The sequence below is a fragment of the Vibrio sp. TH_r3 genome (genome assembly GCF_033101115.1).
Classification (GTDB): domain Bacteria; phylum Pseudomonadota; class Gammaproteobacteria; order Enterobacterales; family Vibrionaceae; genus Vibrio.
Map to the genome: position 1 here is coordinate 535,987 of NZ_JAWMPW010000001.1, position 25,176 is coordinate 561,162.

Sequence of the window (25,176 nt, forward strand, 5' to 3'; positions counted from 1 at the left end):
ATTTAACCAAAGGTAGTGTTTGTAAGAAATAATGATGGTTGTACAAAACAACCATCATTAGTTAAGAAGAGTGGTACTTATGACCGAAAAAGGAGGCTTAGAGCCCCCTTTCAAGTTTTTGCCTTAATATTTTAACTCTGAATTTTACTGCATCTTATCGATTCTTTGTTTTACTTGCAGTACCTTGTCAGCGTAATTAGGATCGGTTGCGTAACCTGCTTTATGTATGCCTCGAATAAATGATTCAGAGTTATTATTCTGAGAAAGTGTTGTCTGGTATCTTGGATTTTGATTAAGAAAACGAACAAAATCATTAAAGCTTTCTTCATAACTGTCGTAGGAGCGAAAAGCAGCCTTTTCTTTCACTGGCACATTATCATGAAACTCTAGTGTTTGAGTCGCTACCTTGTCGCCTTTCCAACTGTTGTCAGCTTTAATATTGAACAGGTTATTACTGCTACCTAACGAGTTGTTTATGACCTTTTTCCCCCAGCCTGTTTCCAATGCGGCTTGAGCAATGAGAATTGAAGAGTCAATGCCTAAAGCTTTAGCTGCCTTGTCTGCATAAGGTTTTAATGATTGTACAAACTGCTCTGGACTATCAAAACTTCCACCTGACTGATTTTGACTCAGTGGCGCAGCAGAAAGTTTTTTCTGCTCGAAATCAGCATATTTTGCTTCATCTACAGGTAGACGTAATGTTGTGTCCAATGCTGCATTGCGCATGGTTATTTCACTGTCATCTCCCGCCTGCCCAGAACTAAGTTGAGCAACAATCATATCGGCAAGGCCTAAAGAGCCAGAAGCACTTAATTCACTGGCCATTTGTTCGTCCATCATTTGACGGTAAAAATCTTGATTTTGGCTCTTCATTAAATCGGATTCAAACGATGCATTGGCATCTCGCATGGATTTAAACAGCATGGTAGTAAAAATCGATTCAAACTGTTTTGCTGCAGCAGTAAGTGCTTCTTTTTGGCTGCCATCATCATCACTTACCGCATTTTGACGCAGTTTATCTAAACTGGCGATATCGTGAATAAATCCGATGTCATTAGCATTGTCTATCATCACATCACCCTTAAATTATGATAAGTTGGCCTTCGATAGCACCGGCTTGTTTGAGTGCTTGTAAGATAGCCATTAAGTCGGAAGGTGCCGCACCCACTTCATTGACAGCTCTAACCAAATCATCAAGGGTAAGACCGGGTTGGAAATTAAACATTTTGCCTTGTTTTTCTGTCACTTCAATATCGGTATCAGGCGTTACAACTGTCTCTCCCCCAGCAAAAGCATTAGGTTGGCTCACATTTAAATTTTCTTTTATCGCAACAGTCATGCCGCCATGCGTTACTGCGGCGGCTTTCAGTCTGACATGTTGTCCAACAACAATCGTTCCAGTGCGTGAGTTAACAATAATTTTGGCGGCGCCGTCAGCCGGTGTGAATTCAAGGTTTTCAATTGCAGAAAGAAATGCGACTCTTTGACTGACATCACGAGGTGCTCGAACTTTAACTGAAGTTGAATCTATCGCTGACGCCATTTGTGGACCTAAGAAATTGTTTACTGTGTCAACCATACGCTGAGCGGTAGTGAAATCTGATTCAACCAAATTGAATGTAATAAAATCGCCACGGCCAAAAGGACTAGGTATTTCACGTTCAACACTTGCGCCGCTAGAGATCAAACCAACGGTTGGGTTGTTTCCTACTATTTTCGAACCATCTGCGCCTTCTGCACTGAACCCACTCACCACTAAATTGCCCTGTGCTATTGCATAAACTTCGCCATCGAGACCTTTTAAGAAGGTTTGGATTAACGTACCACCACGTAAGCTCTTAGCGGAACCAATAGAAGAAACCGTCACATCCACTTTTTGCCCTTGCTTAGAAAAAGCCGGCAACTCTGCTGTAACAATTACAGCGGCAACATTTTTTGTTTTCGGTTTAGTACCTGGTGGCAATTGTATGCCGAAGTTTTGCAGCATGGCATTGAAGCTTTGATCAGTAAACGGTGTAGATTCCCCTGTTCCAGGAAGACCCGTGACTAAGCCATAACCAACTAATTGGTTACTACGGACGCCCGCGACTTCTGCAATGTCTTTGATTCTTGCAGCATATGCCGATGTTGTCATCATCACTATACCAACCATTATTACTGCTAATTTGTTCATGAATAGAACCTCATTTTGCTGTCAATACTTCGACTATTTCACGTTTCTATAAAGAGACATTAAAGAATCGTGCCAAGAATCCAGGTTCTTGCATATCTTGTTGGGTTCCAGTGCCTGAATAGCGGATTCTGGCATTAGAAATTCGATTTGACGCAATAGTATTATCAAAACTAATATCATCTGGACGGATAGTTCCACTCAAACGAATATATTCATCTCCGGCGTTCAACGTTAACCACTTTTCACCACGTATAACTAAGTTGCCATTAGCAAGTACTTCGATAACTTCAACCGTGATGGAACCACTTAGACTGTTACTTTGATTGGCAGTGGCTTCGCCACTAAAATTGTTATCATTGCTGAGTTCATAAGAAAAATCGTAATCACCTATTGTTAATGGTTGCCCTCCCACAGAAAGTGGGTCCATTGAAGAGTCATTACTTTTGGATAAATCGGCATCAGCACTTTTTGCCGCTTTGGTTTGTTCTTCCATCATGACGGTAACAATATCACCCACTCCACGAGGTTTTGAATCATCGTATAAGTTGGTTGCATAACCAACATTAAATAACGACCCAGTCGCGGCTGCATAATGTTTGGCTTTATGTTTAGGATGAATTGGCGCCCAAGCTGGATCGCCTTCGATCGGATCGTTGCGCGTTCTCAAACTATCAATAATTCCTGAATCTTCGGCTTCCGCTTTGTCGCCTTCCACTGCGTCAACCAATGTTGTGCTCTGTTCAACGTCGTTGCCTTCAATGATTGGAGACAACATAGTACAACCTGACATGGTTAACATTAAAACTAACCCAAAAATACGTTTCATAGCGACTCGCTCACTTCAAATTAAACTATTGGTTTCAACAGACATCAATTGCAAAAATAACGACTTTAATCAGGAAATATTACAATTGCTGATTAACAAAACTTTGCATTTTATCAACGGCAGAAATAACTTTTGAATTCATCTCGTAAACACGCTGTGCTTCAATCATATTTACAAGTTCTTCGGTAACGTTAACATTAGATGTTTCTAACATAGATTGACGAACAGAACCCAGCCCATCTAAACCAGGAACGCCTTCTGTTGGCTCACCACTGGCACCGGTAGGTAAATATAAGTTTTGCCCGATAGGTTCTAAACCACCCGGATTAATAAAATCGACCGTGGTTATTTGTCCAACAACTTGGTTGTCTTGCTGACCTCGTAACCGAACGGAAACTTCGCCATCATTACCAACAGTGATAGAAATAGCATCATCGGGAATAGCAATCTCAGGCTCTAATGAGTAACCAGAACCAGAGGTTACAATGATACCTTCGTCATTGAGCGTAAACTGTCCATTTCGGCTGTATCCCATGTTGCCGTCTGGCATAACAATTTGGAAAAAACCGTCCCCTTCGATCATCATATCTAATGCGTTGGTGGTCGTTTGGGCATTGCCATGCGTATGAATTTTTTGGGTTGCGACGACTTTAGAACCTGCACCAAGCATTAACCCACTAGGTAATTCTGTGTTTTGCGACGACTGACCGCCTGGTTGGTTTATATTCTGATAGAACAAATCTTCAAATACAGGACGACTCTTTTTATAACCAATCGTTGAGGCGTTTGCCAAGTTGTTGGATATGGTCGAGATGTTGGTTTGTTGAGCATCTAAACCTGTTTTACTTACCCATAATGCCGGATGCATAACTAATCCCCTTAACTAAATCTGTTAACTCATACGAAGCAATGAATCAGATGCTTTATCCATCTCTTCTGCATTGCTCATCAGTTTGACTTGCATTTCAAACTGGCGCTGTATATCAATTAGACTGGTCATTTCACCAATCGCACTTACGTTACTTCCTTCGACTGCACCGGTCATAAGCTTTACGTTCGCATCCGCTTCAAAAAACTGGTTTGGATCTTTGGCTCTAAACAGTCCATTCGAGTCTTTAAATAGCTCTCGATTATTTGGCCTAGAAAGTTTAATTCTATCCACTTCTTCCATTGCGTCGGCAGGCGCACCTTTCGGCAATACGGAAATAGTACCATCACGGCCAATTTCTATTTTTGCTATTGGGACGGGCAAGGTTATTGGTGCCCCCGCCTCACCCAGGACCACATGGCCAGAACCATTGGTTAACAATCCTGTTTCATCGATATGCAAATTGCCGTTACGGGTTAAACCTTCTTGGCCGGTTTTATCTAATACAGATAACCAACCATCGCCTTCAATCGTTACATCTAGATCACGGCCTGTGGTTATAACACTCCCTTGAGCAAAATTTTGGCCCGGACGCTCTGTCATACTAAAAACGCGAGAGGGTAAACCGTCACCATAAGCTTGCATTGAGCGCGCTTGAGCGAGATCAGCACGAAAACCTGTTGTACTAACGTTGGCTAGGTTATTCGCTCTTAACTGCATCTCTTGCATATTTTGCTTAGCGCCACTCATGGCAAGAAACAAGGCACGATCCATAATATTGCTCCGAAAATTTACTGTCTAAGTAAACTAAAGCAATAGACGTGCCAACTAAATTAGTTGTTTAATAACAATAAGATATAGATAGATTATTGGTAAGAATAGAAAAAAGGCAAAGAAAGGAAAGGTCTTTGCCGCCCAAAAGCGGCAAAGTTGTACTCATAAAAACGCTTAACGAATTTGTAAAATAGTTTGTTGAGTTTGATTATGCACTTCAAGTGATCGAGAGTTCGCTTGGAAGTTACGTTGTGCTGAAATCAAATCAACCAGTTCTTGGGTCATATCAATGTTGGATTGCTCTAACGTTCCGTTAGAGATCGTTCCATATGATCCTTTATTAGATTCACCCCAAATTTTCTGACCAGATGCTTGAGTAGAATCCCATTGAGTGCCACCTTTTTTATCAAGGCCTTGCTCATTGGATACTCTTACCAAACCAACTCGACCAAGAGATATATTCTCTCCGTTAGAGTATGTGCCTAAAATCGTTCCATTTTCATCAAAATCAAGCTTGGTGAGGAAGCCGGTTGTTGCGCCATCTTCATCAAATTTAGTTAATTCAAATGGGGCGGCAAACTGAGTGGCCCCATCCAACTTAAATGACATTAGCTGTGTTGGATCCGCGCCATTTAAATCGATAGCATTTGGACCGACACCTAATTGCTCTGTCACTATATTGTTGCCACCGTTAATACTAGCAAGTGTGCCATCAGTATTAAATTTCACGGTATGCCCTATATGGCCGGTAGCATTAGTTGCATCACCACCAGTAATATTCAGTGGCTTTTCACCATTTTTATCGGTAACAGTATAGTAAGTCTGCCATGTATTTGGTTGGGTCATATCTTTCAAATAGTAGGTCGATAATTTGTACGACTGTCCCATCGAATCATAAATGGTAGAAGAAGTTGAACGGTTAAATGTTTCTTTATCTGTAAAATCAAACAGAGCTGGATCTTTTAAATCGCCATTCGCTGGTAAGTTAACGCCGACTTCTACATTCGCCGTTTGCTTAGGTTTACCAAACTCAGGCGGGACTTGTAACGGAGTAGGTTCGTATGACAGTACGTCACCGCTATCTGGATCAACTTGATAACCTAATAAAAACTCCTCATTTGAGCTAACCATGTAGTTGTCTTTATTCAAATGAAATGCGCCATTTCTAGTCAGTTCATTTTGTTGCGGTACCATGCGATCTTTTGATACAGCGAAAAAGCCCGTACCACCAATACGTAAATCCATTGGATTATTAGTATAAATACTTGACCCTTCGTGGAATTGCTGGGCAACTTTACTTGGCTGAACCCCGCCACCAGGTGTGGTCTTAGAATTAGTAAATACAGAACTTGAATACACATCACCAAATTCAGCACGCGACTCTTTAAAACCGAACGTGTTGGCATTAGCAATATTGTTACTTGTTGTATTTAAATCCAATTGTGCAGCGGATAAACCGCTTAAAGCTACATATGACATTTCAATTTCCTCTTATCTAGCTAGCGCTGTTACGCTTTGCCAACTTCTAATACTTCAGCAAGTTTAACTGGCGATTCAAAGCCAGCCAGATTAAGCAGTACATTCCCATCACCTTTACCGAGAAGAACACTATTCACGTTTGCGTAAGTTGATACTTCAAACTCTGTACTTTGTCCTTCCAATAAGCCGCCTGCTTTTACATTGTATTTGCCGGCCGGCATAGGAACGCCGTTTTCATCTTTACCATCCCATTCAATACGACTATCACCGGCAGGTTTCGCCCCTACATCTAACGTTCGTACTAATTGACCAAGTTCGTTTTCTACTCTGACAAATAAATTATCCACCGAGGCTGGAAGCTTAACCATTGCTGCCATGCCAGCGTTGTCTGCTTTAATACCTGCGGCACCCGGAACCAACACATCTCGCCCAACTAATGTTGATGCTTGAAGTGCTTGGTTGGAGGTCATTGATGAATTTAGGTTTTCGAACTGTCCATTCATCTGATTAATACCATCAACGGTCGCAAATGAAGCCATTTGCGCTATCATCTGGTCATTACTTACCGGCTTAAACGGGTCTTGTTGAGCAAGTTGCTTAGTGAGTAGAGATAAGAAATCCTCTTGCTTAAGGTCTTGCTTACCGGTTGTCTCAGTCGGCTTATTTTGCTCTTGAAGGCTTTTAAGCTGGTCTACATAGGACAAGCCGGTCTGACCAACGTTGTTGATTGCCATTACGCTTTCTCCTTATTGACCCATCTGCAGCGTACGCAGCAGCATTTGTTTACTTGCATCTGCTACCTGAACATTCGTTTGATATGAACGAGATGCAGAAATCATGTTTGCCATTTCTTCCATAACATTAACGTTAGGTTTATAAATATAACCTTCATCGTTAGCTAATGGATGTTCTGGGTTGTATTCCGCTTGTAGAGGCTTATCACTCTCTACAATTCCTAAAACTTTAACTGGAACCGTATGGTCACGGTTGTAACTTGCCTTACTCAACTCGGCACCAAACACAGCATGACGTGCTTTATAGGTTTCTTTAGCAGAACCACTAATGCTATCTGCGTTAGCTAGGTTACTTGAGGTCGTATTTAGACGAACAGATTCAGCACTCATGGCAGAACCAGTTACATTGAATACATTAAATAAGCTCATCTAATTATTCCCCTTTGATTGCTTTAGTTAAGTTCTTAAACTTTCCGCCTAAGAAATCCAGTGACGCTTGGTGTCTGATTTGATTCTGCATAAACAAATTACGCTCCAAATCAACATCTACCGTGTTGCCATCACCAGTATCGGGCTGATTAGGAATTCGGTATTTTACATCCCCATTAATGTTAGTAGAGGCAGCTATATGCCGCTCGTTAGTACGATTAAGACCAAAGTTTGCCCCCGACGTTGCCGCCTGAAGTGCTTTTTGAAAGTCCATTCCTTTTGCTTTATAGCCAGGCGTGTTCGCTTGGGCAATGTTTGTAGAGATAATCTCTGCATTGCGCTCCCGAGTACCAACGGTGTGTTGGTGAATGCCTAACGCATCATTAAAAGAAATAGTCATACCGTACCTCTACTATCAAAAATGACTTACGATTATATAAAAGCAATCATCGTGCCAAAAAATAAATTTATCTATCGCCAGTGTAACTAATCAATGACGCACTTTTTGAACTCAACCATGACATTATCTTAACTAGCATAAATTGAGCCACCTATTGTTGTTTAGGTTTGGGCTTTTTTAAGACAAAATAATGTTTTATTCGATGACTTAAAATCCTAGTTAGTTGGCGATGGTGACAGATTTTAGTACTGTATCGGTGAATGAAAGGACGTTAAATACCCCATTTTCATATAAACCGTAACTTGCTACATAACCACCTTTAGGAAAAGTAATAGAACCGGGATTATAAATAAACTGCTCCCCTATCCTCTTTGCCACTGGAATATGACTGTGTCCATGTGCGATCACATCACCTACTTTTAACGCTGGACGGTTGTCACTATTATAATGATGCCCATGCGTAAGAAATATCCGTGCTCCACTTTCTAATATTACCCATGCATAAGATTCCATCATCGGAAAATCTAATAACATTTGATCCACTTCGCTATCGCAATTACCTCGTACCGCGATTATTTCATCTTTGTAAGTATTGAGTAGTCTCGCGACCTCTGCCGGTTGATAGCCATCAGGAACCGGGTTTCTAGGCCCATGGTTAAGTACATCACCTAATATAATAAGAAAATCACTGCGCGACGCCTGATATTTTTCTAAGACCGTTTCAGTGGCGGGTAATGAACCATGTAAATCAGATACAAAAAACAGTTTCATTTGGTACCTCTATCTAGTATTCGATACACGTTACCATGCAATATAAAATCATATTAGGTTCATATCAAAGAAAACTAGCATAACTAATTGGTGTTAGCCGTGAGCATCAAATATCTCTTTAACACCTAATAAATGTCTCAAAAGTTTGAGAACATTCCCCAGAAAAAGAGGCAAGCGTCTATACTAGAAAGTAACATTTATAATATAGGGAGGGACACATGCATATACTGCTAACGGGTGGTACTGGCTTTATTGGTTCAGAATTAATTAAGCATCTTTCTACACATCAAATCGTACTTTTAACTCGAGATACCGTCAGTGCCAGAAGCAAATTAAAACATGCTGATGTTGGGAATATTACTTACATTGATAGCTTGGATAGCTACACTAATTTTAACCAGATTGACGCTATCATCAATTTAGCTGGCGAACCGATTGCAGGTAAAAGGTGGAATAATAGACAGAAAAAAGTCATTTGTGACAGTCGCTGGTCGCTAACTGAAAAGTTGGTCGAGCTCACTCATGCAAGCACTACCCCACCCGCTACATTTATTAGTGGTTCGGCTGTTGGCTATTATGGCGATCAGCAGCAGCATCCATTCGATGAATCTTTGCATGTTTACCATCAAGGGTTTACGCACCATGTATGCGAGATGTGGGAATCAATTGCCAAAAAAGCTAAATCAGAATCCACGCGTGTATGTATTATTCGAACAGGTTTAGTCTTAGGGCTAGACGGTGGGGCTCTCCCCATGATGCTACCGCCATTTAAACTAGGTTTGGGCAGCCGTTTAGGTCAAGGTACACAATACATGCCATGGATACATCTACACGATATGGTCAGGGCACTGGTATTTTTATTAACAACACCACATGCCAGTGGTTATTTTAATTTTAGCGCCCCTCATCCTGTAACAAATCGAGAATTTAGCCAAACGTTAGCTTCTTCACTTCATCGACCTATGTTACTGACAACACCTAAATGGGTTCTAAAATTAGTATTAGGTGAAGCCAATTGTCTGTTGTTCGATAGTATTCGAGCTAAGCCGAAACATTTAACAGAGCTGGGGTTTAATTTTACCTACCCAAGATTAGAACCGGCCCTAAAATCTATTTTGCAACATTAATTTAAACAATTTAGCCAGTAAGCTGTTAACTTATAGGTCATTATTGCAATAAAGCGAACCCACACTATTATGTCAAAAACTATCCTTATTACTGGCTGTTCTACAGGTATCGGGTATGTTTGTGCCCATGCGCTAAACCAACAAGGCTTCAACGTGATAGCCTCATGTCGACAGCCGCAAGATGTTGCACGACTACAGGAAGAAGGATTAACCTGCATACAATTGGATCTAAATGATCCCGCCAGTATATCCAAAGCGGTTACTGAGACCATGCTTTTGTGTGATAACAACTTGTATGCTCTTTTTAACAATGGCGCATACGGCCAACCAGGTGCTCTCGAAGATTTGCCGGTTGAGGCACTAAAAGAACAATTCCAAAGTAATTTTTTTGGTTGGCACCAACTTGTTTGTGAAATATTACCTTATATGCGAAAAAACGGTTATGGTCGAATTATTCAAAACAGTTCCGTATTAGGATTTGCAGCAATGAAATATCGAGGTGCTTATAATGCCTCAAAATTTGCAATAGAAGGGTGGAGTGACACTTTGCGTTTAGAGTTACACAATACCGATATTAAGCTCAGTATTATCCAACCTGGACCAATTGAGACTCAATTCAGAGCCAATGGATTGCTAAAACTAAACCAATGGATAGATGTAACTAACAGTGAGCACAAGCAAGCTTATCGTATTCAGTTAGATCGGCTAGCTGATGCTTCTTCTAAAAATAAATTCGTATTACCGGCAGAATCTATCATTGCACCACTATTACATGCGCTCAATTCTCCCAAACCAAAACTAAGGTATCGAGTGACCACGCCAACCAAAGTGTTCTCCGTTTTGAAACGTATTTTACCCACTCGCTGGTTAGACTCATTGCTGAGAAAAGCAGCTTAATGAAGATTAAATCTTCTATAAACATCGTTATTCATACAATATTGTTTAATTAATTTGCTTTTTGATAGAACTGTCACATAGCTGTAATACAATGTATATACCATAGATGTATTAGATCGTTCGTTCTATGTTTTTTAAGCGTTGCATTCGGTGACTATGATGACATTAAACCATCTCAATTGGATTGGTGTGGGTGTTGCGCTACTGTTTATATTTATTCTGTAGCTCTCGCAAAAGTTCAAACAAAAACGCCTTTATTTGGCGTTTTTTTGTTTGAAGCCACCTAACACTCTTGATATTAGTCGTCTATACCCATATTTAAGAAGAAAGCATTATTAAATAAGGGAAAACCATGCAACCTGAGTATATAGTTGAATTAAACGAACAGAATTTTCGTCAAATTCTAGAGCAATCCGTTCAGCGCCCTGTTCTTATTCATTTCTGGGCATCAATGAGCCCTGAAAGCTCAGAAATCATACCTCAACTACACACTCTCGCTCAGCAATACAAAGGTGCATTTACTCTCGCGTTACTCAATTGTGAGCAACAACAAGCAATTGCAAGTCAATTTGGTGTTCAAGCGTTGCCAACCATCGCGCTGTTTGTCAATGGCCAACCAGTAGACGGTTTAGGTGGTCCTCAGTCAATTGAGGCAATCTCAGAGATGTTAAGTAAGCACTTGCCAAGTCAAGATGAGCTCACTTTGCAAGAAGCGCAAGAAAAAATGCAGGCTGGTGAACATGACAGTGCCTTAACCTTACTAAGTTCTTTGGATGAAGAACTGAAAAATAAAGGAAATGTAAAACTGTTAACCGCAGATTGCTATCTACAAACTAATCAATTTGATTTGGCTAAACAGCTTCTTAACCATATTCCACTTGAATACCAAGACAATTATTACAAAGGGCTAATTGCTAAATTAGAACTGCATGAACAAGCAGCAGATAGTCCAGAAATTCAATCTTTAGAAGAGAGATTAAATCAACAACCTAACGATCCTGAAGTTGCGATGGAATTGGCTTTGCAATACCACGAAGTATCACGCTCAGAAGAAGCATTGCAATTGCTCTGGTCATTTTTAGTCAAAGATTTAAATACATCAGATGGAGAAATGAAGAAGTCCTTTATGGATATATTAGCGGCTTTAGGTCAAAGCAATAGTATTGCAGCTAAGTATCGCCGACAACTTTATTCATTACTTTACTAATAACGGTACTTTGTTAGCAACGGTACTTTCATTAGCAACGGTACTTTCATTAGCAATGAAAGCAATACTGGCAAACATATTAACGGATCGCAAAATACGATTCACAGTCGGCGCTTTATTCATGTTCGATGTTTACACGCTGTCGACTGTCAGTTCTATGATTGTCAGTTTTATTGCTCAATACTTTACTATAAACCACCCTCAAACTTATTGCTTTCCCCTCACTCATTCACGCTTCATTAATATGTTTTATTAACTCAAGCAAAATGAAGAAGCTTAAAATCACATGAGTCAAGAAGATATTTCCATGAGTTAACATTATTTGATATTCAAGCAAAACATTGACAATAAACCTAATATTTATTCAAGAACAATTTAAACTAAGTCTATTGACTTTTAGTTCTCTTGATTAGTGTATGGTCAATTAATCAATTATTACTACATCAAGACAGCAAGTTACGCCAGCATCATAAAAATAAACAAAGAAAAGGATATACCATGACTTTAGATGTACTCATTACGATAGGAATATTAATTGTTACTACAATTGTTTTTATAGCTGCAGGAGTAAAAACGGTTCCTCAAGGTAATAACTGGACTGTTGAACGTTTTGGCCGCTATACACAAACCCTCAAACCGGGTTTAAACCTGATCATTCCATTTGTTGACAGTGTTGGCTCAAAAATCAGCATGATGGAACGTGTATTAGACATTCCAGCTCAAGAAGTTATTTCTAAAGACAATGCCAGTGTCAACATCGATGCGGTTTGTTTTGTTCAAGTTATTGATGCGTCCAAAGCGGCTTATGAAGTTAACGATTTAGAGCACGCTATCCGAAACTTAACCTTAACCAATATTCGTACTGTGCTCGGCTCAATGGAACTTGACGAAATGCTCAGTCAACGAGATATGATTAACTTGAAACTTCTTTCAGTAGTCGATGAAGCCACTAACCCGTGGGGAGTGAAAGTTACACGTATTGAAATTAAAGATGTTCAGCCGCCAGCCGATTTAACAGCAGCAATGAATGCACAAATGAAAGCTGAGCGTAATAAACGAGCCGACGTACTTGAAGCTGAAGGGATTCGCCAAGCAGAAATTCTTAAAGCCGAAGGGCACAAACAATCGGCTATCCTACGCGCGGAAGGGGAAAAACAAGCAGCTATCTTACAAGCCGAAGCACGTGAGAGAGCTGCAGAAGCGGAAGCACAAGCTACCACTATGGTATCTGAGGCCATTACCAATGGTGATATGCAAGCGGTAAATTACTTTATTGCTCAAGGTTATACCGATGCGATTAAGTCTATTGGACAAGCAGAAAATGGTAAGATTATTATGCTACCTTTAGAAGCAAGCGGATTAATGGGTTCTGTGGCGGGTATCGCTGAGATGTTTAAACTTCAAAAAGATGATAAGTAAGGAACAATTTTGCTAGAACTACTCAATCAAGTTAATCATTGGCATTGGTTAGCTTTGGGGCTCTTGTTGCTCTCTGGAGAATTGCTCGGTACCGCTGGGTATTTTTTATGGTTAGGCTTATCCGCTATCCTTGTTGGCATAGTGTTATCTTTTTTACCAATTAGCTGGCAATTACAATGGATCTGTTTTGCGAGCTTTTCGTTGATAACGACATGGATTTGGTGGCGATACCAATACAAAAAAGATCTCCAAGCAGAAAGCATGAGTTCGTTGAACCAAAAAGAGAAGCAGTTGCTTGGTAAAGTCACCAAACTTGAGGAAGATGTTATAAAGGGTAACTGTCGCATTAGACTTGGTGACACGACTTGGTCAGCACGTAGTCAACAAGACATTAGTGCTGGAACATTAGTTAAAATTGTTGAAGTAGACGGTATTATTTTAACCATAGAGCCAACGGAATAATCCAGTTAAGATTTTAATCCATCAATTATTGGGCATACATTCCCTTCATCTCCAGGACATGCCTCAACCCAACGTTCGAGTTGATTTTTAATTTCAGTCAGCTCGATCAATTTTTGCTCCACTTCTTGCAGCTTTTGTTGGGTTTTCTGCTTAACTTCTGCACTGGTGGCCTTGGGATTCAGCGCTAAGCTGACTAACTCTTTACACTCATCCAAAGTAAAGCCGACTCTTTTCGCTCTGGCAATGATCTGTAGCTCTTCGATATGAGATTGGTTATATTGACGGTACCCATTATCGGAACGAAAAGGCGGAGAAATTACGCCCTTTTGTTCATATAGTCGGATTGATTTTGCAGATAAATTAGTAAGCTTAACCACCTGATTAATATGCATAAAGGCTCACCATAGACGGAATAGAACAATAAAAAGTCAACAAGGGGGACTCATCTCCCCCCCTTACTGCATGCCAAATCGTAAGCTAGAAATAACCGTTCACTTTATTGCCAACATTCAAGCTCTGTCCCGTTATCAATATTAGGCAAGAATATCGACTAGGGCTTGTTCATCAAGAATCTCAATACCTAGTTCTTGTGCTTTAGTCAGTTTTGAACCCGCCGCTTCGCCAGCAAATAGGATATCGGTTTTTTTCGATACACTACCCGTTACTTTCGCGCCTAAGGCTTGTAAAGCTGCTTTAGCATCATTTCTATTCAATTGAGAAAATGAACCAGTAATAACCACTACTTTATCGGCTAAAGGTTGTGGCACATCGTCTGATGTTTCTTCTATTTGGGGCCAATGAATACCCTGAGCTAATAACTCGTTAATCACTCGTTCATTCTTTTCTTGCTCAAAGAAATGCACAATATGATTAGCAACAATATTACCAACATCGGACACTTCAATTAACTGCTCCAACGATGCTGTTTGTATCGCAGGTAATGACTTAAAATGAGCAGCTAAATTAGCCGCTGTCGCTTCACCTACTTCTCGTATCCCGAGTGAATAAAGGAATCGGGCCAAAGTCGTTTGCTTAGATTGTTCCAGTGCGTTAACCACATTTTGCGCCGATTTAGGCCCCATTCTTTCCAGAACGGTTAACACGCCAGCAGATAATTTAAATAGATCAGCGGGCGAATCAACCATCTCTTTGTCAACCAACTGTTCAACCACCTTGTCTCCCAGACCATCAACATCGAGTGCCTTGCGCGAAACAAAGTGCTTTAACGCTTCTTTACGTTGTGCCCGACACACTAAACCTCCGGTACAACGAGCAACGGCCTCTCCTTCTACTCTTTCAATGGTGGAATGACAAACCGGACAAGCATCAGGAAATACGATCTTCACTGCATCTTCAGGTCTTTTTTCTAAAACCACATTAGTAATTTGAGGTATTACATCTCCTGCACGGCGAATAATAACGGTATCACCAACCATAACGCCAAGACGTTCGATTTCGTCAGCATTATGCAATGTCGCATTGCTGACCGTAACACCACCAACAAACACTGGCTCTAACTTTGCAACTGGCGTAATAGCCCCTGTACGTCCAACTTGAAACTCGACCCCATTTAATTTAGTCAATTCTTCTTGTGCTGGAAATTTATAAGCAATAGCCCATCTTGGCGCACGAGCAACAAAGCCGAGTTGTTGCTGAATAGCGATGCTATCTACTTTAATTACTACGCCATCAATCTCATAACCGAGTTCATCTCTGCGCTGTAAAATAGATTGGTAATACTCCTTAACCGCCGTCATATTGTCCAACTTGGCGGTTTCTGGACACATCGGTAGCCCCCATTTCTTCAATTGCAGAAAACGTTGATAATGACTAACGGGAAGTTCACCGCCTTCAATTACGCCAACACTATACGCATAAAAACTTAATGAACGCTTGGCTGTAATGCGTGAATCCAATTGCCTCAGACTACCTGCAGCGGCATTTCTTGGATTAACAAAAGGTTTGGTGCCAAATTTTAATGCTTGCTGATTAAATTTTTCAAAACTCGCTTTAGGCATAAACACTTCACCGCGAACTTCAATTCTTGTTGGCCAGCCTTTACCTTGAAGCACTAATGGAATAGCACTGATGGTACGAACGTTTTCGGTAATATTTTCACCAGTATTACCATCTCCGCGTGTTGCTGCCTGAGTCAATAGACCATTTTCATACAGTAAACTAACAGCCAAACCATCCAGTTTAGGCTCACAACAAAATGCATCAATGTTGTCGCTAGTGACTCGATCATCCATTCTTTTCTTGAAGGCATCTAGCTCTTCATCACTAAAAGCATTATCAAGAGATAACATTGGAATTTCGTGACTAACTTGAGAAAAACCATCTAATGGCATCCCTCCGACTCGTTGACTTGGAGAATCTATCGAAACAAGTTCTGGATGCAGCTCTTCCAGTTCTAACAGTTCTCGCATAAGACGATCATATTCTACATCCGGTACCTGAGGATCATCTTCTACATAATATTTTACGCCGTGAAAATGCAGTTCTTTTTTAAGTTGATTAAGTCTATCTTCGACCGACTGAGACATTTTTCCTGATCCCGTTTTATTTTTTATACATTAAAAAAAGGCTCCATTCGGAGCCCTTTAAATTTTTTTATTTTACAGTTGGGCTGTACGTGCTTTGAATGCTCTAATTTGATTTTTAAAACTGAGTAACTTATCTGGCGTCATCAAATTACGTTGTTCATCTAACACATTTCCACCCATATCATCCGCTATTTGTTGAGCTGTTCTCAACATTAGCTTGAAATTTTGATCAACATCGCCAAAGCCAGGTAATGTCATAAAGAAAGAAATACCCTTAGTAGTGAACGTTGCTGGATCATCATGTTTTAACGTCCCTGGAGCCATCATGTTGGCCACACTAAATAATACTTTTCCGGTGCCTGACATATCATTATGGCGGTGGAAAATATCCATATCACCATAGAACAGACCATTCTGCTGCATACTGTCGAATAATTTTGTACCAACAAATGGTTCATCACCAGAGCAGTGAACATTGATAACAATCACTTGCATCTCTTCTTCAACGGTTACTTCAGGTTCATCGCTAGATAATACGGGATCACCGACTAACGGCATGTCACCAGATAACGAAGACTGGGTATTCAATGCGGGATCAGATTTATTGACCTGAGTGGATTCTGATAAAGATTTACTGGTCGTTACTTTCGGTGACTTCAAGATGATTTCTTCATCGCCATCTGAAAAAATCACTTTATCCTCTGTAGAAGCATCGATATCATCAAATAAGGTAACGTGTGGTAAATCATCCTCGTTATCCCCTTGATTATTTATACTATCAAAGGTATCACTTTCCACCTCAAGAGGATCATCAACACCTAAAGGGTCATGAGAAAAGTCCCTTTTAACACCAAAGACAGGATCTTTTTTCTCTTTTTTAACAACAACATCCTCACCAGAAGTCGTTAACGGTACTCCCAAATCATCACTATCAGCGATTGATTTTTCAGCAAACTTGCTTTTGCCTTCTTTCTTACTTGTCCAAAGCCCATGAACTAGTAGTGCAGCTATAGCTAGCGCACCTACTATAATGAGTACTAATCGCAATTCCTGCATTGTCTACTCTCTACTCTATCTACTGAAATAACCAACATCAGAAGTAAAATCTATCGGATAATGTAACTACTTTACCAAAAGTGTATGAAGTTTTTGAATAAATTAATACAGTTAGTGTAAACCAGCTTGTGATAACTCACACGCTTTTCTCATTTTGAAACTTTTACAACCCTAGGTACAATACCTTTCTACCACTTCACAAAGAGAAATAAAAATGAAACAAAGCGGCTTCGGCTATTTTTTCCAAGGAATCCAACTCGCCTTAACTCCAGGTATTCGTCGATTTGTCATCCTGCCACTTCTTACCAATATTATATTAGTCGGCAGTGCCCTATTCTATTTATTCTCTCATCTAAATGGTTGGATAACCGATTGGATGTCTTACGTGCCAAATTGGTTATCTTGGCTCTCTTATATTTTATGGCCGGTACTTACCATTACTATCCTTGGCACTTTTTCTTATTTATTTAGTACATTAGCCAACTTAATTGCTTCGCCATTCAACGGCTTATTAGCAGAAAAAGTAGAAGAAAAGCTAAGTGGCAAACTAGACAGTGATCAAAACCTAGTGAGTATTATTAAAGATACACCGAGGATTATTGCCAGAGAACTGCAAAAAATCGTTTATTTTGCGCCAAAAGCGATCGGCCTGTTCATTTTATTGCTCATTCCTGCTTTAGGGCAAACAGTTGCCCCCATTCTTTGGTTTATTTTCTCCGCTTGGATCATGGCCATTCAGTACTGTGACTACCCGTTTGATAACCATAAAGTTCCTTTTCACACCATGCGCCAAGATCTGAAGCAAAACCAAACTAAAGCATATGGTTTTGGTTTCTGTGTTGCGTTTTTTACCGCTATTCCTATTTTAAATCTTATCGTTATGCCTGTCGCCGTATGCGGTGCTACTGCTATGTGGGTTAACGAATTCAAACAAAAGCATTGAGTATGAATACTGATAAACGCATTGAAAAACAAACAGAAAATAGCGTTCGTTAATATGTTATAACTTTTGGGTCTTTTTGCTTTTTTCATTAAGCATTATTATGCTCATCAACGACACAAAATATGTCATCGCGTGTAGAAAAGGACAATACAAAATGAGCAAAATTTTTGAAGATAACTCTCTAACTATCGGTAATACTCCCCTTGTTCGCCTAAATAAAGTAAGCGGTGGCAAAGTGTTGGCGAAAGTTGAATCTCGTAACCCAAGCTTTAGCGTGAAAGACCGTATTGGTGCTAACATGATTTGGGAAGCAGAAAAATCAGGTAAACTAAAGCCTGGTATTGAGCTTGTTGAACCAACAAGTGGTAACACAGGGATCGCACTTGCTTTTGTTGCTGCTGCCCGTGGTTACAAGTTAACACTAACTATGCCTGAATCTATGAGCCTTGAGCGTCGTAAACTTCTTAAAGCATTAGGTGCAAACCTAGAGCTAACAGAAGCAGCGAAAGGTATGAAAGGTGCAATTGCTAAAGCAGAAGAAATTGTAGCAAGCGATCCAGCAAAATACTTACTACTACAACAATTCAATAACCCAGCAAACCCAGCAGTTCACGAACAAACAACTGGTCCAGAACTTTGGGATGCAACGGATGGTGAAATTGACGTATTTGTTGCTGGTGTTGGTACTGGCGGTACAATCACTGGTACAGCTCGTTACCTGAAAGGCGAAAAAGGAAAAGCAATCACAGCGGTAGCGGTAGAACCAGCTGAATCACCAGTAATAGCACAAGCATTAGCTGGAGACACAATTCAACCTGCTCCGCATAAAATCCAAGGTATTGGTGCAGGGTTTATCCCAGAGAATCTTGACCTAGCGCTACTAGACCGTGTAGAAGCCGTTACTTCAGATGAAGCAATTGAGATGGCACGTCGCCTAATGGAAGAAGAAGGTATTCTTGCTGGTATTTCGTCAGGTGCGGCCATTGTTGCAGCGAATCGAATTGCGGCTTTACCGGAGTTTGAAGGTAAAACGATTGTTGCCGTTCTACCAAGTTCAGGTGAACGTTATTTAAGTACCGCTTTATTTGCAGGACTGTTTACTGAGAAAGAAAACGGCTAACATTTTTGTAAAAAAAGTGTGCTTAAATCAAAATTTTCACTAAAAAAGCCCCTTTATGGGGCTTTTTTGTTGATCCTTACTATTCGTTTGGTACTATCAGGACATGTTTTATTTTGAAGCTAGAAATAAAACAATAAATACAGAAAATTAAGCAACGGGATAACATTTAATAACAAATATCTCGTTTTACTGGTGAACAATTTATAGCACTCTAAGTAAGTTCTATATTTTAAAATTCGACTAATAGTCAAATTAAGCTAGTACTTAAACAATAAATAAATCGATTGGGGTATATCACATGTATCAAAAACAAGTAGAAATCACAGCAGAAAATGGTCTTCACACTCGTCCAGCTGCACAATTCGTTAAAGAAGCAAAATCATTTGACGCAGACATCACAGTGACTTCTAACGGTAAAAGTGCTAGTGCAAAAAGTTTGTTTAAACTACAAACTCTGGGCCTTGTAAAAGGTACAGTAGTTACTATCTCGGCTGAAGGCGCACAAGCTGAAGCAGCAGTAGATCACCTAGTAGCATTAATGGACAAGCTAGACTAATCGTCTCGAATTCCAAAAATCAAAGCCATTTTGTTTAAAGCAAAATGGCTTTGTTAGACTTAGAGACAAAATTCTACTACACATATAATAGTTACTCTTCTTTATACTCTATACTGTTGACCAATTTAAGGTAAAGCTATGATTTCAGGCATTTTAGCATCTCCAGGTATTGCTTTTGGTAAAGCTCTACTACTTCAAGAAGATGAAATTGTTTTAAATACACACACAATTTCTGATGACCAAGTTGAAAGCGAAGTAAAACGTTTTTATGAAGCACGTGATAAATCTGCTCACCAACTTGGTATTGTCAAACAAAAAGCTCTAGAAACATTTGGCGAAGAAAAAGAAGCAATCTTCGAAGGCCATATCATGTTACTTGAAGATGAAGAGCTAGAAGAAGAAATCTTAGCACTGGTTAAGAATGATAAGATGCCTGTAGATAACGCAATTCATACCGTTATTGAAGAGCAAGCAACGGCACTTGAATCTTTAGATGATGAGTACCTAAAAGAACGTGCTACCGATATCCGTGATATTGGTACTCGATTCGTCAAAAATGCCCTTGGTATCAACATTGTTTCTCTTGCTGATATTGACGAAGAAGTTATTTTAGTTGCATACGACTTAACACCATCAGAAACTGCACAAATCAATCTTGATTATGTGCTTGGCTTTGCTTGTGATATTGGTGGTCGTACTTCACATACTTCTATCATGGCTCGTTCTTTGGAACTTCCTGCCATAGTTGGAACGAATGATGTCACTGCAAAAATCAAAAACGGTGACATGTTAATCCTCGATGCGATTAATAACAAAATCATTGTTAACCCTTCTGAAGCAGAACTTGCTGACGCAAAGAAAATTCGTGATTCATTTATTGCTGAAAAAGAAGAACTGGCCAAATTAAAAGACCTCCCCGCTATTACCACTGACGGTCATAGAGTAGAAGTGTGCGGAAATATCGGAACAGTAAAAGACTGCGCTGGTATTCTACGTAACGGTGGTGAAGGTGTTGGCTTATATCGTACCGAATTTTTATTTATGGACCGGACTTCTCTTCCTACCGAAGAAGAACAATACCAAGCTTATAAAGAAGTTGCAGAATCAATGCAAGGTGAGTCCGTTATCATTCGTACTATGGATATTGGTGGCGACAAAGATTTACCTTATTTAGACCTTCCTCAAGAGATGAACCCATTCCTCGGCTGGCGTGCAATTCGCATCAGCTTAGATCGTCGTGAAATTCTTAAAGATCAACTACGTGGAATACTACGTGCATCTGCTCACGGTAAACTTCGTATTATGTTCCCGATGATTATTTCTGTAGAAGAAATACGTGAACTTAAACAAGCAATTAAAACCTATCAAGACGAACTTCGCGCAGAAAACCTTGCATTTGACGAAGAAATTGAGATTGGCGTAATGGTAGAAACACCAGCCGCTGCCGCAATTGCACACCACCTAGCCAAAGAAGTTTCTTTCTTTAGTATTGGTACAAACGACTTAACTCAGTATACTCTAGCTGTAGACCGTGGTAATGAGCTGATTTCTCACTTATATAATCCACTATCACCTGCGGTACTTACCGTGATTAAACAGGTGATTGATGCTTCTCATAAAGAGGGCAAATGGACTGGTATGTGTGGTGAGTTAGCTGGTGATGAACGCGCAACTCTACTTCTTCTAGGTATGGGCCTAGATGAATTCAGTATGAGTGGCATTTCAATTCCAAGCGTTAAGAAAATAATACGAAATGCAGATTATGCAGAAGTGAAAGCTATGGCTGATAAAGCTCTAGAAATGGCGACTGCAGCAGAAATTGAAGCTCATGTTGAAAAATTTATCGCAGAAAAATCCAACTGCTAATATAATTCGATAGAATAGAAAAAAATTAAACGTTTAGGAGCACAACATGGGTCTGTTTGACAAGCTTAAGAAGCTAGTATCTGATGATAGCGCTGATGCGGGGGCAATCGAAATCATCGCACCGATTTCTGGTGAAATAGTAAACATCGAAGATGTACCAGATGTAGTATTTGCAGAGAAAATCGTTGGTGACGGTATCGCTATTAAACCTTCTGGCGACAAAATGGTAGCGCCAGTAAACGGAACAATTGGTAAAATTTTTGAAACTAACCATGCGTTCTCTATTGAATCTGATGACGGTGTTGAGCTTTTTGTTCACTTCGGTATCGATACAGTAGAACTGAAAGGTCAAGGTTTTACCCGTATAGCAGAAGAAGGCCAAGCTGTTAAAGCTGGCGATACAGTGATTGAATTTGATTTAGCCTTCCTAGAAGAAAAAGCAAAATCAACTCTAACACCCGTGGTTATCTCTAATATGGACGAAATCAAAGAGTTGAATAAACTTTCTGGTGCCGTGACAGTTGGTGAGAGCCCAGTGCTACGCGTAACTAAGTAGCAATTAGTTTAAATAAACTAAAGCTTCAACTGTTAAAAACCGCAGATTTTATCTGCGGTTTTTTTATCCATTCTTCTATATCTGTTGCCAGCATAATAATATTTAGCTTTCCCTGAAACAACAAAACCCAACCATTTCTGGCTGGGCTTTTATTGATTGTCCACTCGATACCAACAAATAAGACCGGAACACATTACCTAGTTGACATCAGTTACGACAGTAAACCTATTTATCCTAGTAAACTCAGCGCTGTGTTGGGTGCTTGCTTAGCTTGCGCAAGTACCGACGTTGACGCTTGCTGTAGAATCTGAGACTTAGTCATTGCTGTGGTTTCTTTAGCAAAATCGGTGTCTTTTATTCGACTATTCGAGGCGTTCACATTTTCATTAATGTTGTCTAGGTTATTAATTGCATGGTCAAAACGGTTCTGGAATGCACCCAACTCACTACGGTGACTGTCCACGTATTTCATCGCCGCATCTACAACCGCTACCGCATTTTGCGCACCACCAACCGTGGTTACATCTATCGTGTCCACCGTTACCGCCGTTGGACCAGTCATGCCTAGTTCACTCGCAAGACTACCACTAAAAGAAACCTCTCCGTCTACGCTGTTATTTCCCGCAAATATTTGTAAACGTCCTTCTTCATCAACCGATGCACTCACGTCACCTTGTTGACCATTTATGTATGTCGCGAGCTCTTCAATATCATCGCCTGCTTTCGCATTGATCGTATAGTCTTGCGCTTCGCCAAATTTGTCCGTTAAGCTGATTGTCATGCTCGCATCTTGTGCTACTGCCCAATCTTTTCCTTGACCATTTTCTGCTTTGTAGGCACTACCACCCATCATCGCATTGTCTGAACGCATATCCTTTAGGTTCAGCATCACCGCTTCACCATTATCCGCACCTATTTGGAAAGATTTCGTTCCGTGCGTACCGTTCAATAACTTGTTACCACCAAAAGACGTCGTTTCCGCTATTCGGTTTAATTCGTCGTTTAACGCCGTTACTTCTTCTTGAATCGCTACTCGCTCCTGTTTTGAGTTCGAGCCATTCGCTGATTGTAAAGATAAGTCACGAACTCGTTGCAGAATATTTGACGTCTCTTTCATCGCCCCTTCTGCGGTTTGTGCTATTGAAATGCCGTCGTTTGCATTTCGTACCGCTACGTCCAAACCACGACTCTGTGCATTCAAACGATTCGAAATTTGTAAACCTGCAGCGTCATCTTTTGCATTGTTTATCTTGAAACCTGAAGATAAGCGTTCCATTGAAGTGTTTAGGTCGCTTGCTGCGCTAGATAAATGACGTTGTGCTGTCATTGCTGCTACGTTTGTATTTACATTAACTGCCATGGTAATTCTCCAATTGATTTTCCGTTTAAAGCGGTTTCCGACGTCTCGGAAAACCAAGTAGTTCTCTCAAAGTTACTTTCTATAACGGCGCTATTTCGGATTTCTTTAGAAAAAAATGCACAAAATTAATAAAAAAATTAATAACCAATCGAAATATGACCTATGACAAAAATCATTCGCTTCATAGTTCATAAAAGCTCAAGTATTTATACCGACAGTCGATACACACAAGTTGATTTTCACTTTGATACTTTTCACTGTGATACAAATAAGAAGGAATAGCGTGATGAGACCAGAACAGTGTTAAAACGAAAAAACGCAGTGAGATAAAAAATAGTAAGCTGAAAGAGTAATAACACTAAACAAAGAGATTAACCGAGTAACGTTAAAGCTAAATTAGGAGCTTGCTTTGCTTGAGCTAAAACCGTAGTACTCACCTGTTGCAAAATTTGTTGCTTAATCATCTTGGTGGTCTCTTTAGCAAAATCGGTGTCTTTAATTCGACTATTCGAACTGGCCAAATTTTCATGGATATTGTCCAAGTTACTTATGGCATGGCCAAATCTATTTTGGTAAGCACCCAACTCAGATCTATGACCATCAACAAAATTCATAGCATTGTCAATAATAGCCACCGCTCGCTGAGAACCACCAACTGTAGTCAGATCCAGATCATCTACTGTTTCTATTATTGGCCCTGAAAGATCGAGCTCATTCGCTAAGCTACCGCTAAAATTAACTGATCCAGATAGTTGATTCGTCGCTATAACGACTTGCAATTGACCATCTTCATTAACGGAAGCAGATACCGCATCGGTTTGGCCATTAATATAAGTCGCTAACTCTTCAATATCATCGCCCTGTTTGGCTTTTATATGAATCGTCTCTTCGCCACCTTTATCATTGATGTAGTTCATCACCAATTGATTTTGACCTTGTTTAACCTTCCAATTCTGGTCAGCCATTCCATTCGCTATATAGCTAACCGCGCCCATATTGACGGTATCAGAACGCATATTCTGCAAACTAACTTGAACCGCTTCTCCAGATGATGCGCCAATTTGAAATGACGAACTAGCAAAGCTACCATTCAACAATTTTTTCCCAGCAAATGATGTGGTTTCTGCAATTCTATTTAATTCATCATTAAGGGCAATCACTTCTTCTTGAATAGCAATCCGTTCAGATTTGCTGTTGGAACCGTTAGATGATTGTAACGACAGGTCTCGCATTCTTTGCAAAATATTGGTGGTTTCTTTCATTGCCCCTTCTGCAGTTTGCATGATAGAAATACCGTCATTCGCATTCCGAACCGCCACATCTAAGCCTCGCATTTGAGATTCAAGTCGGTTTGATATTTGCAATCCAGCCGCGTCATCTTTTGCGCTATTGATACGGTTTCCTGAAGACAAACGTTCTAAAGACTGATTCAACATATTAGTTGATAGGCTTAAGTTCTTTTGTGCAATCAGTGCTGAAACATTAGTATTAACAGTAACGGCCATATAACCTTCTTAGATCGGAGTATCAGCAAGTTAACGGCAAACCGTGGCATAACTTTAGCAACAAAAATAAAAAACCAGCGAAAAAAAGAGAGCAACATGCTC

25 protein-coding genes are annotated in these 25,176 nt (G+C 40.1%); 10 read left to right on the forward strand and 15 right to left on the reverse strand.

From position 1 onward, the window contains the following. Window positions 1-144 precede the first annotated feature (144 nt). From flgJ to yfcE, 10 genes are all read right to left on the reverse strand, one after another. Window positions 145-1,071, reverse strand: a complete 927-nt coding sequence (flgJ, locus tag R3X26_RS02335) for a flagellar assembly peptidoglycan hydrolase FlgJ (RefSeq protein WP_317715499.1) — start codon at window positions 1,069-1,071, stop codon at window positions 145-147. 10 nt (window positions 1,072-1,081) lie between these two features. Further along, a complete protein-coding gene (locus R3X26_RS02340; RefSeq protein WP_317715500.1) occupies window positions 1,082-2,173 on the reverse strand; it encodes a flagellar basal body P-ring protein FlgI in 1,092 nt (363 codons plus the stop codon). Window positions 2,174-2,219: 46 nt separating this feature from the next. After that, entirely contained in the window at window positions 2,220-2,999 is a 780-nt protein-coding gene (gene flgH / locus R3X26_RS02345) for a flagellar basal body L-ring protein FlgH (protein ID WP_317715501.1), read from the reverse strand. Between the two features lie 79 nt (window positions 3,000-3,078). Continuing rightward, on the reverse strand, window positions 3,079-3,867 hold the full coding sequence (flgG, locus tag R3X26_RS02350) for a flagellar basal-body rod protein FlgG (protein WP_317715502.1): 789 nt from the start codon (window positions 3,865-3,867) through the stop codon (window positions 3,079-3,081). Window positions 3,868-3,891: 24 nt separating this feature from the next. Further along, window positions 3,892-4,641 carry a flagellar basal body rod protein FlgF gene (locus R3X26_RS02355; RefSeq protein ID WP_317715503.1) on the reverse strand — a complete coding sequence of 250 codons (750 nt, stop codon included), beginning with the start codon at window positions 4,639-4,641 and terminating at the stop codon, window positions 3,892-3,894. Window positions 4,642-4,815: 174 nt separating this feature from the next. Continuing rightward, on the reverse strand, window positions 4,816-6,120 hold the full coding sequence (gene flgE / locus R3X26_RS02360; protein ID WP_317715504.1) for a flagellar hook protein FlgE: 1,305 nt from the start codon (window positions 6,118-6,120) through the stop codon (window positions 4,816-4,818). Between the two features lie 29 nt (window positions 6,121-6,149). Then, on the reverse strand, window positions 6,150-6,854 hold the full coding sequence (locus tag R3X26_RS02365) for a flagellar hook assembly protein FlgD (RefSeq protein WP_317715505.1): 705 nt from the start codon (window positions 6,852-6,854) through the stop codon (window positions 6,150-6,152). A gap of 12 nt (window positions 6,855-6,866) precedes the next feature. Beyond that, on the reverse strand, window positions 6,867-7,283 hold the full coding sequence (flgC, locus tag R3X26_RS02370) for a flagellar basal body rod protein FlgC (protein ID WP_317715506.1): 417 nt from the start codon (window positions 7,281-7,283) through the stop codon (window positions 6,867-6,869). 4 nt (window positions 7,284-7,287) lie between these two features. Then, window positions 7,288-7,683, reverse strand: coding sequence for a flagellar basal body rod protein FlgB (flgB, locus tag R3X26_RS02375; RefSeq protein WP_317715507.1), 396 nt, complete (start codon window positions 7,681-7,683; stop codon window positions 7,288-7,290). 219 nt (window positions 7,684-7,902) lie between these two features. Further along, the gene (yfcE, locus tag R3X26_RS02380) at window positions 7,903-8,454 is read right to left on the reverse strand and encodes a phosphodiesterase (protein WP_317715508.1); all 552 of its coding nucleotides are present in this window, start codon (window positions 8,452-8,454) and stop codon (window positions 7,903-7,905) included. A 218-nt stretch (window positions 8,455-8,672) separates the two neighbouring features. On the opposite strand from yfcE, the gene R3X26_RS02385 reads away from it, so the two are divergent. The 5 genes from R3X26_RS02385 to R3X26_RS02405 all read left to right on the forward strand — a co-directional run bounded on the left by R3X26_RS02385 (window position 8,673) and on the right by R3X26_RS02405 (window position 13,566). Further along, window positions 8,673-9,581, forward strand: a complete 909-nt coding sequence (locus R3X26_RS02385; protein WP_317715509.1) for a TIGR01777 family oxidoreductase — start codon at window positions 8,673-8,675, stop codon at window positions 9,579-9,581. A 69-nt stretch (window positions 9,582-9,650) separates the two neighbouring features. Further along, a complete protein-coding gene (locus R3X26_RS02390) occupies window positions 9,651-10,478 on the forward strand; it encodes an SDR family oxidoreductase (RefSeq protein WP_317715510.1) in 828 nt (275 codons plus the stop codon). 352 nt (window positions 10,479-10,830) lie between these two features. After that, window positions 10,831-11,685: a co-chaperone YbbN gene (locus R3X26_RS02395; RefSeq protein ID WP_317715511.1), complete on the forward strand. Its 855-nt coding sequence runs from the start codon at window positions 10,831-10,833 to the stop codon at window positions 11,683-11,685. 498 nt (window positions 11,686-12,183) lie between these two features. Continuing rightward, window positions 12,184-13,104: an SPFH domain-containing protein gene (locus R3X26_RS02400; protein ID WP_317715512.1), complete on the forward strand. Its 921-nt coding sequence runs from the start codon at window positions 12,184-12,186 to the stop codon at window positions 13,102-13,104. Window positions 13,105-13,113: 9 nt separating this feature from the next. Next, a complete protein-coding gene (locus tag R3X26_RS02405) occupies window positions 13,114-13,566 on the forward strand; it encodes an NfeD family protein (protein WP_317715513.1) in 453 nt (150 codons plus the stop codon). Window positions 13,567-13,571: 5 nt separating this feature from the next. Here the strand turns inward: R3X26_RS02405 and cueR are convergent, their stop codons facing one another. From cueR to zipA, 3 genes are all read right to left on the reverse strand, one after another. After that, window positions 13,572-13,958, reverse strand: a complete 387-nt coding sequence (gene cueR / locus R3X26_RS02410; protein ID WP_317715514.1) for a Cu(I)-responsive transcriptional regulator — start codon at window positions 13,956-13,958, stop codon at window positions 13,572-13,574. A 141-nt stretch (window positions 13,959-14,099) separates the two neighbouring features. After that, window positions 14,100-16,112: an NAD-dependent DNA ligase LigA gene (gene ligA / locus R3X26_RS02415; protein ID WP_317715515.1), complete on the reverse strand. Its 2,013-nt coding sequence runs from the start codon at window positions 16,110-16,112 to the stop codon at window positions 14,100-14,102. Window positions 16,113-16,184: 72 nt separating this feature from the next. Next, window positions 16,185-17,168: a cell division protein ZipA gene (zipA, locus tag R3X26_RS02420; protein ID WP_317715516.1), complete on the reverse strand. Its 984-nt coding sequence runs from the start codon at window positions 17,166-17,168 to the stop codon at window positions 16,185-16,187. A gap of 214 nt (window positions 17,169-17,382) precedes the next feature. Between zipA and cysZ the strand changes: the two genes are divergently transcribed. From cysZ to crr, 5 genes are all read left to right on the forward strand, one after another. Further along, window positions 17,383-18,111: a sulfate transporter CysZ gene (cysZ, locus tag R3X26_RS02425; protein ID WP_317715517.1), complete on the forward strand. Its 729-nt coding sequence runs from the start codon at window positions 17,383-17,385 to the stop codon at window positions 18,109-18,111. Between the two features lie 154 nt (window positions 18,112-18,265). Further along, window positions 18,266-19,231, forward strand: coding sequence for a cysteine synthase A (gene cysK, locus R3X26_RS02430; protein ID WP_317715518.1), 966 nt, complete (start codon window positions 18,266-18,268; stop codon window positions 19,229-19,231). A 298-nt stretch (window positions 19,232-19,529) separates the two neighbouring features. Further along, window positions 19,530-19,787 carry an HPr family phosphocarrier protein gene (locus tag R3X26_RS02435; protein ID WP_317715519.1) on the forward strand — a complete coding sequence of 86 codons (258 nt, stop codon included), beginning with the start codon at window positions 19,530-19,532 and terminating at the stop codon, window positions 19,785-19,787. Between the two features lie 138 nt (window positions 19,788-19,925). Beyond that, window positions 19,926-21,653 carry a phosphoenolpyruvate-protein phosphotransferase PtsI gene (gene ptsI, locus R3X26_RS02440; protein ID WP_317715520.1) on the forward strand — a complete coding sequence of 576 codons (1,728 nt, stop codon included), beginning with the start codon at window positions 19,926-19,928 and terminating at the stop codon, window positions 21,651-21,653. Window positions 21,654-21,699: 46 nt separating this feature from the next. Beyond that, a complete protein-coding gene (gene crr / locus R3X26_RS02445) occupies window positions 21,700-22,209 on the forward strand; it encodes a PTS glucose transporter subunit IIA (protein WP_317715521.1) in 510 nt (169 codons plus the stop codon). Window positions 22,210-22,438: 229 nt separating this feature from the next. Here the strand turns inward: crr and R3X26_RS02450 are convergent, their stop codons facing one another. Together R3X26_RS02450 and R3X26_RS02455 are read right to left on the reverse strand one after the other, a co-directional pair. After that, the gene (locus R3X26_RS02450; protein WP_317715493.1) at window positions 22,439-23,569 is read right to left on the reverse strand and encodes a flagellin; all 1,131 of its coding nucleotides are present in this window, start codon (window positions 23,567-23,569) and stop codon (window positions 22,439-22,441) included. A 371-nt stretch (window positions 23,570-23,940) separates the two neighbouring features. Further along, window positions 23,941-25,074, reverse strand: coding sequence for a flagellin (locus R3X26_RS02455; protein WP_317715522.1), 1,134 nt, complete (start codon window positions 25,072-25,074; stop codon window positions 23,941-23,943). Window positions 25,075-25,176: the final 102 nt, after the last annotated feature.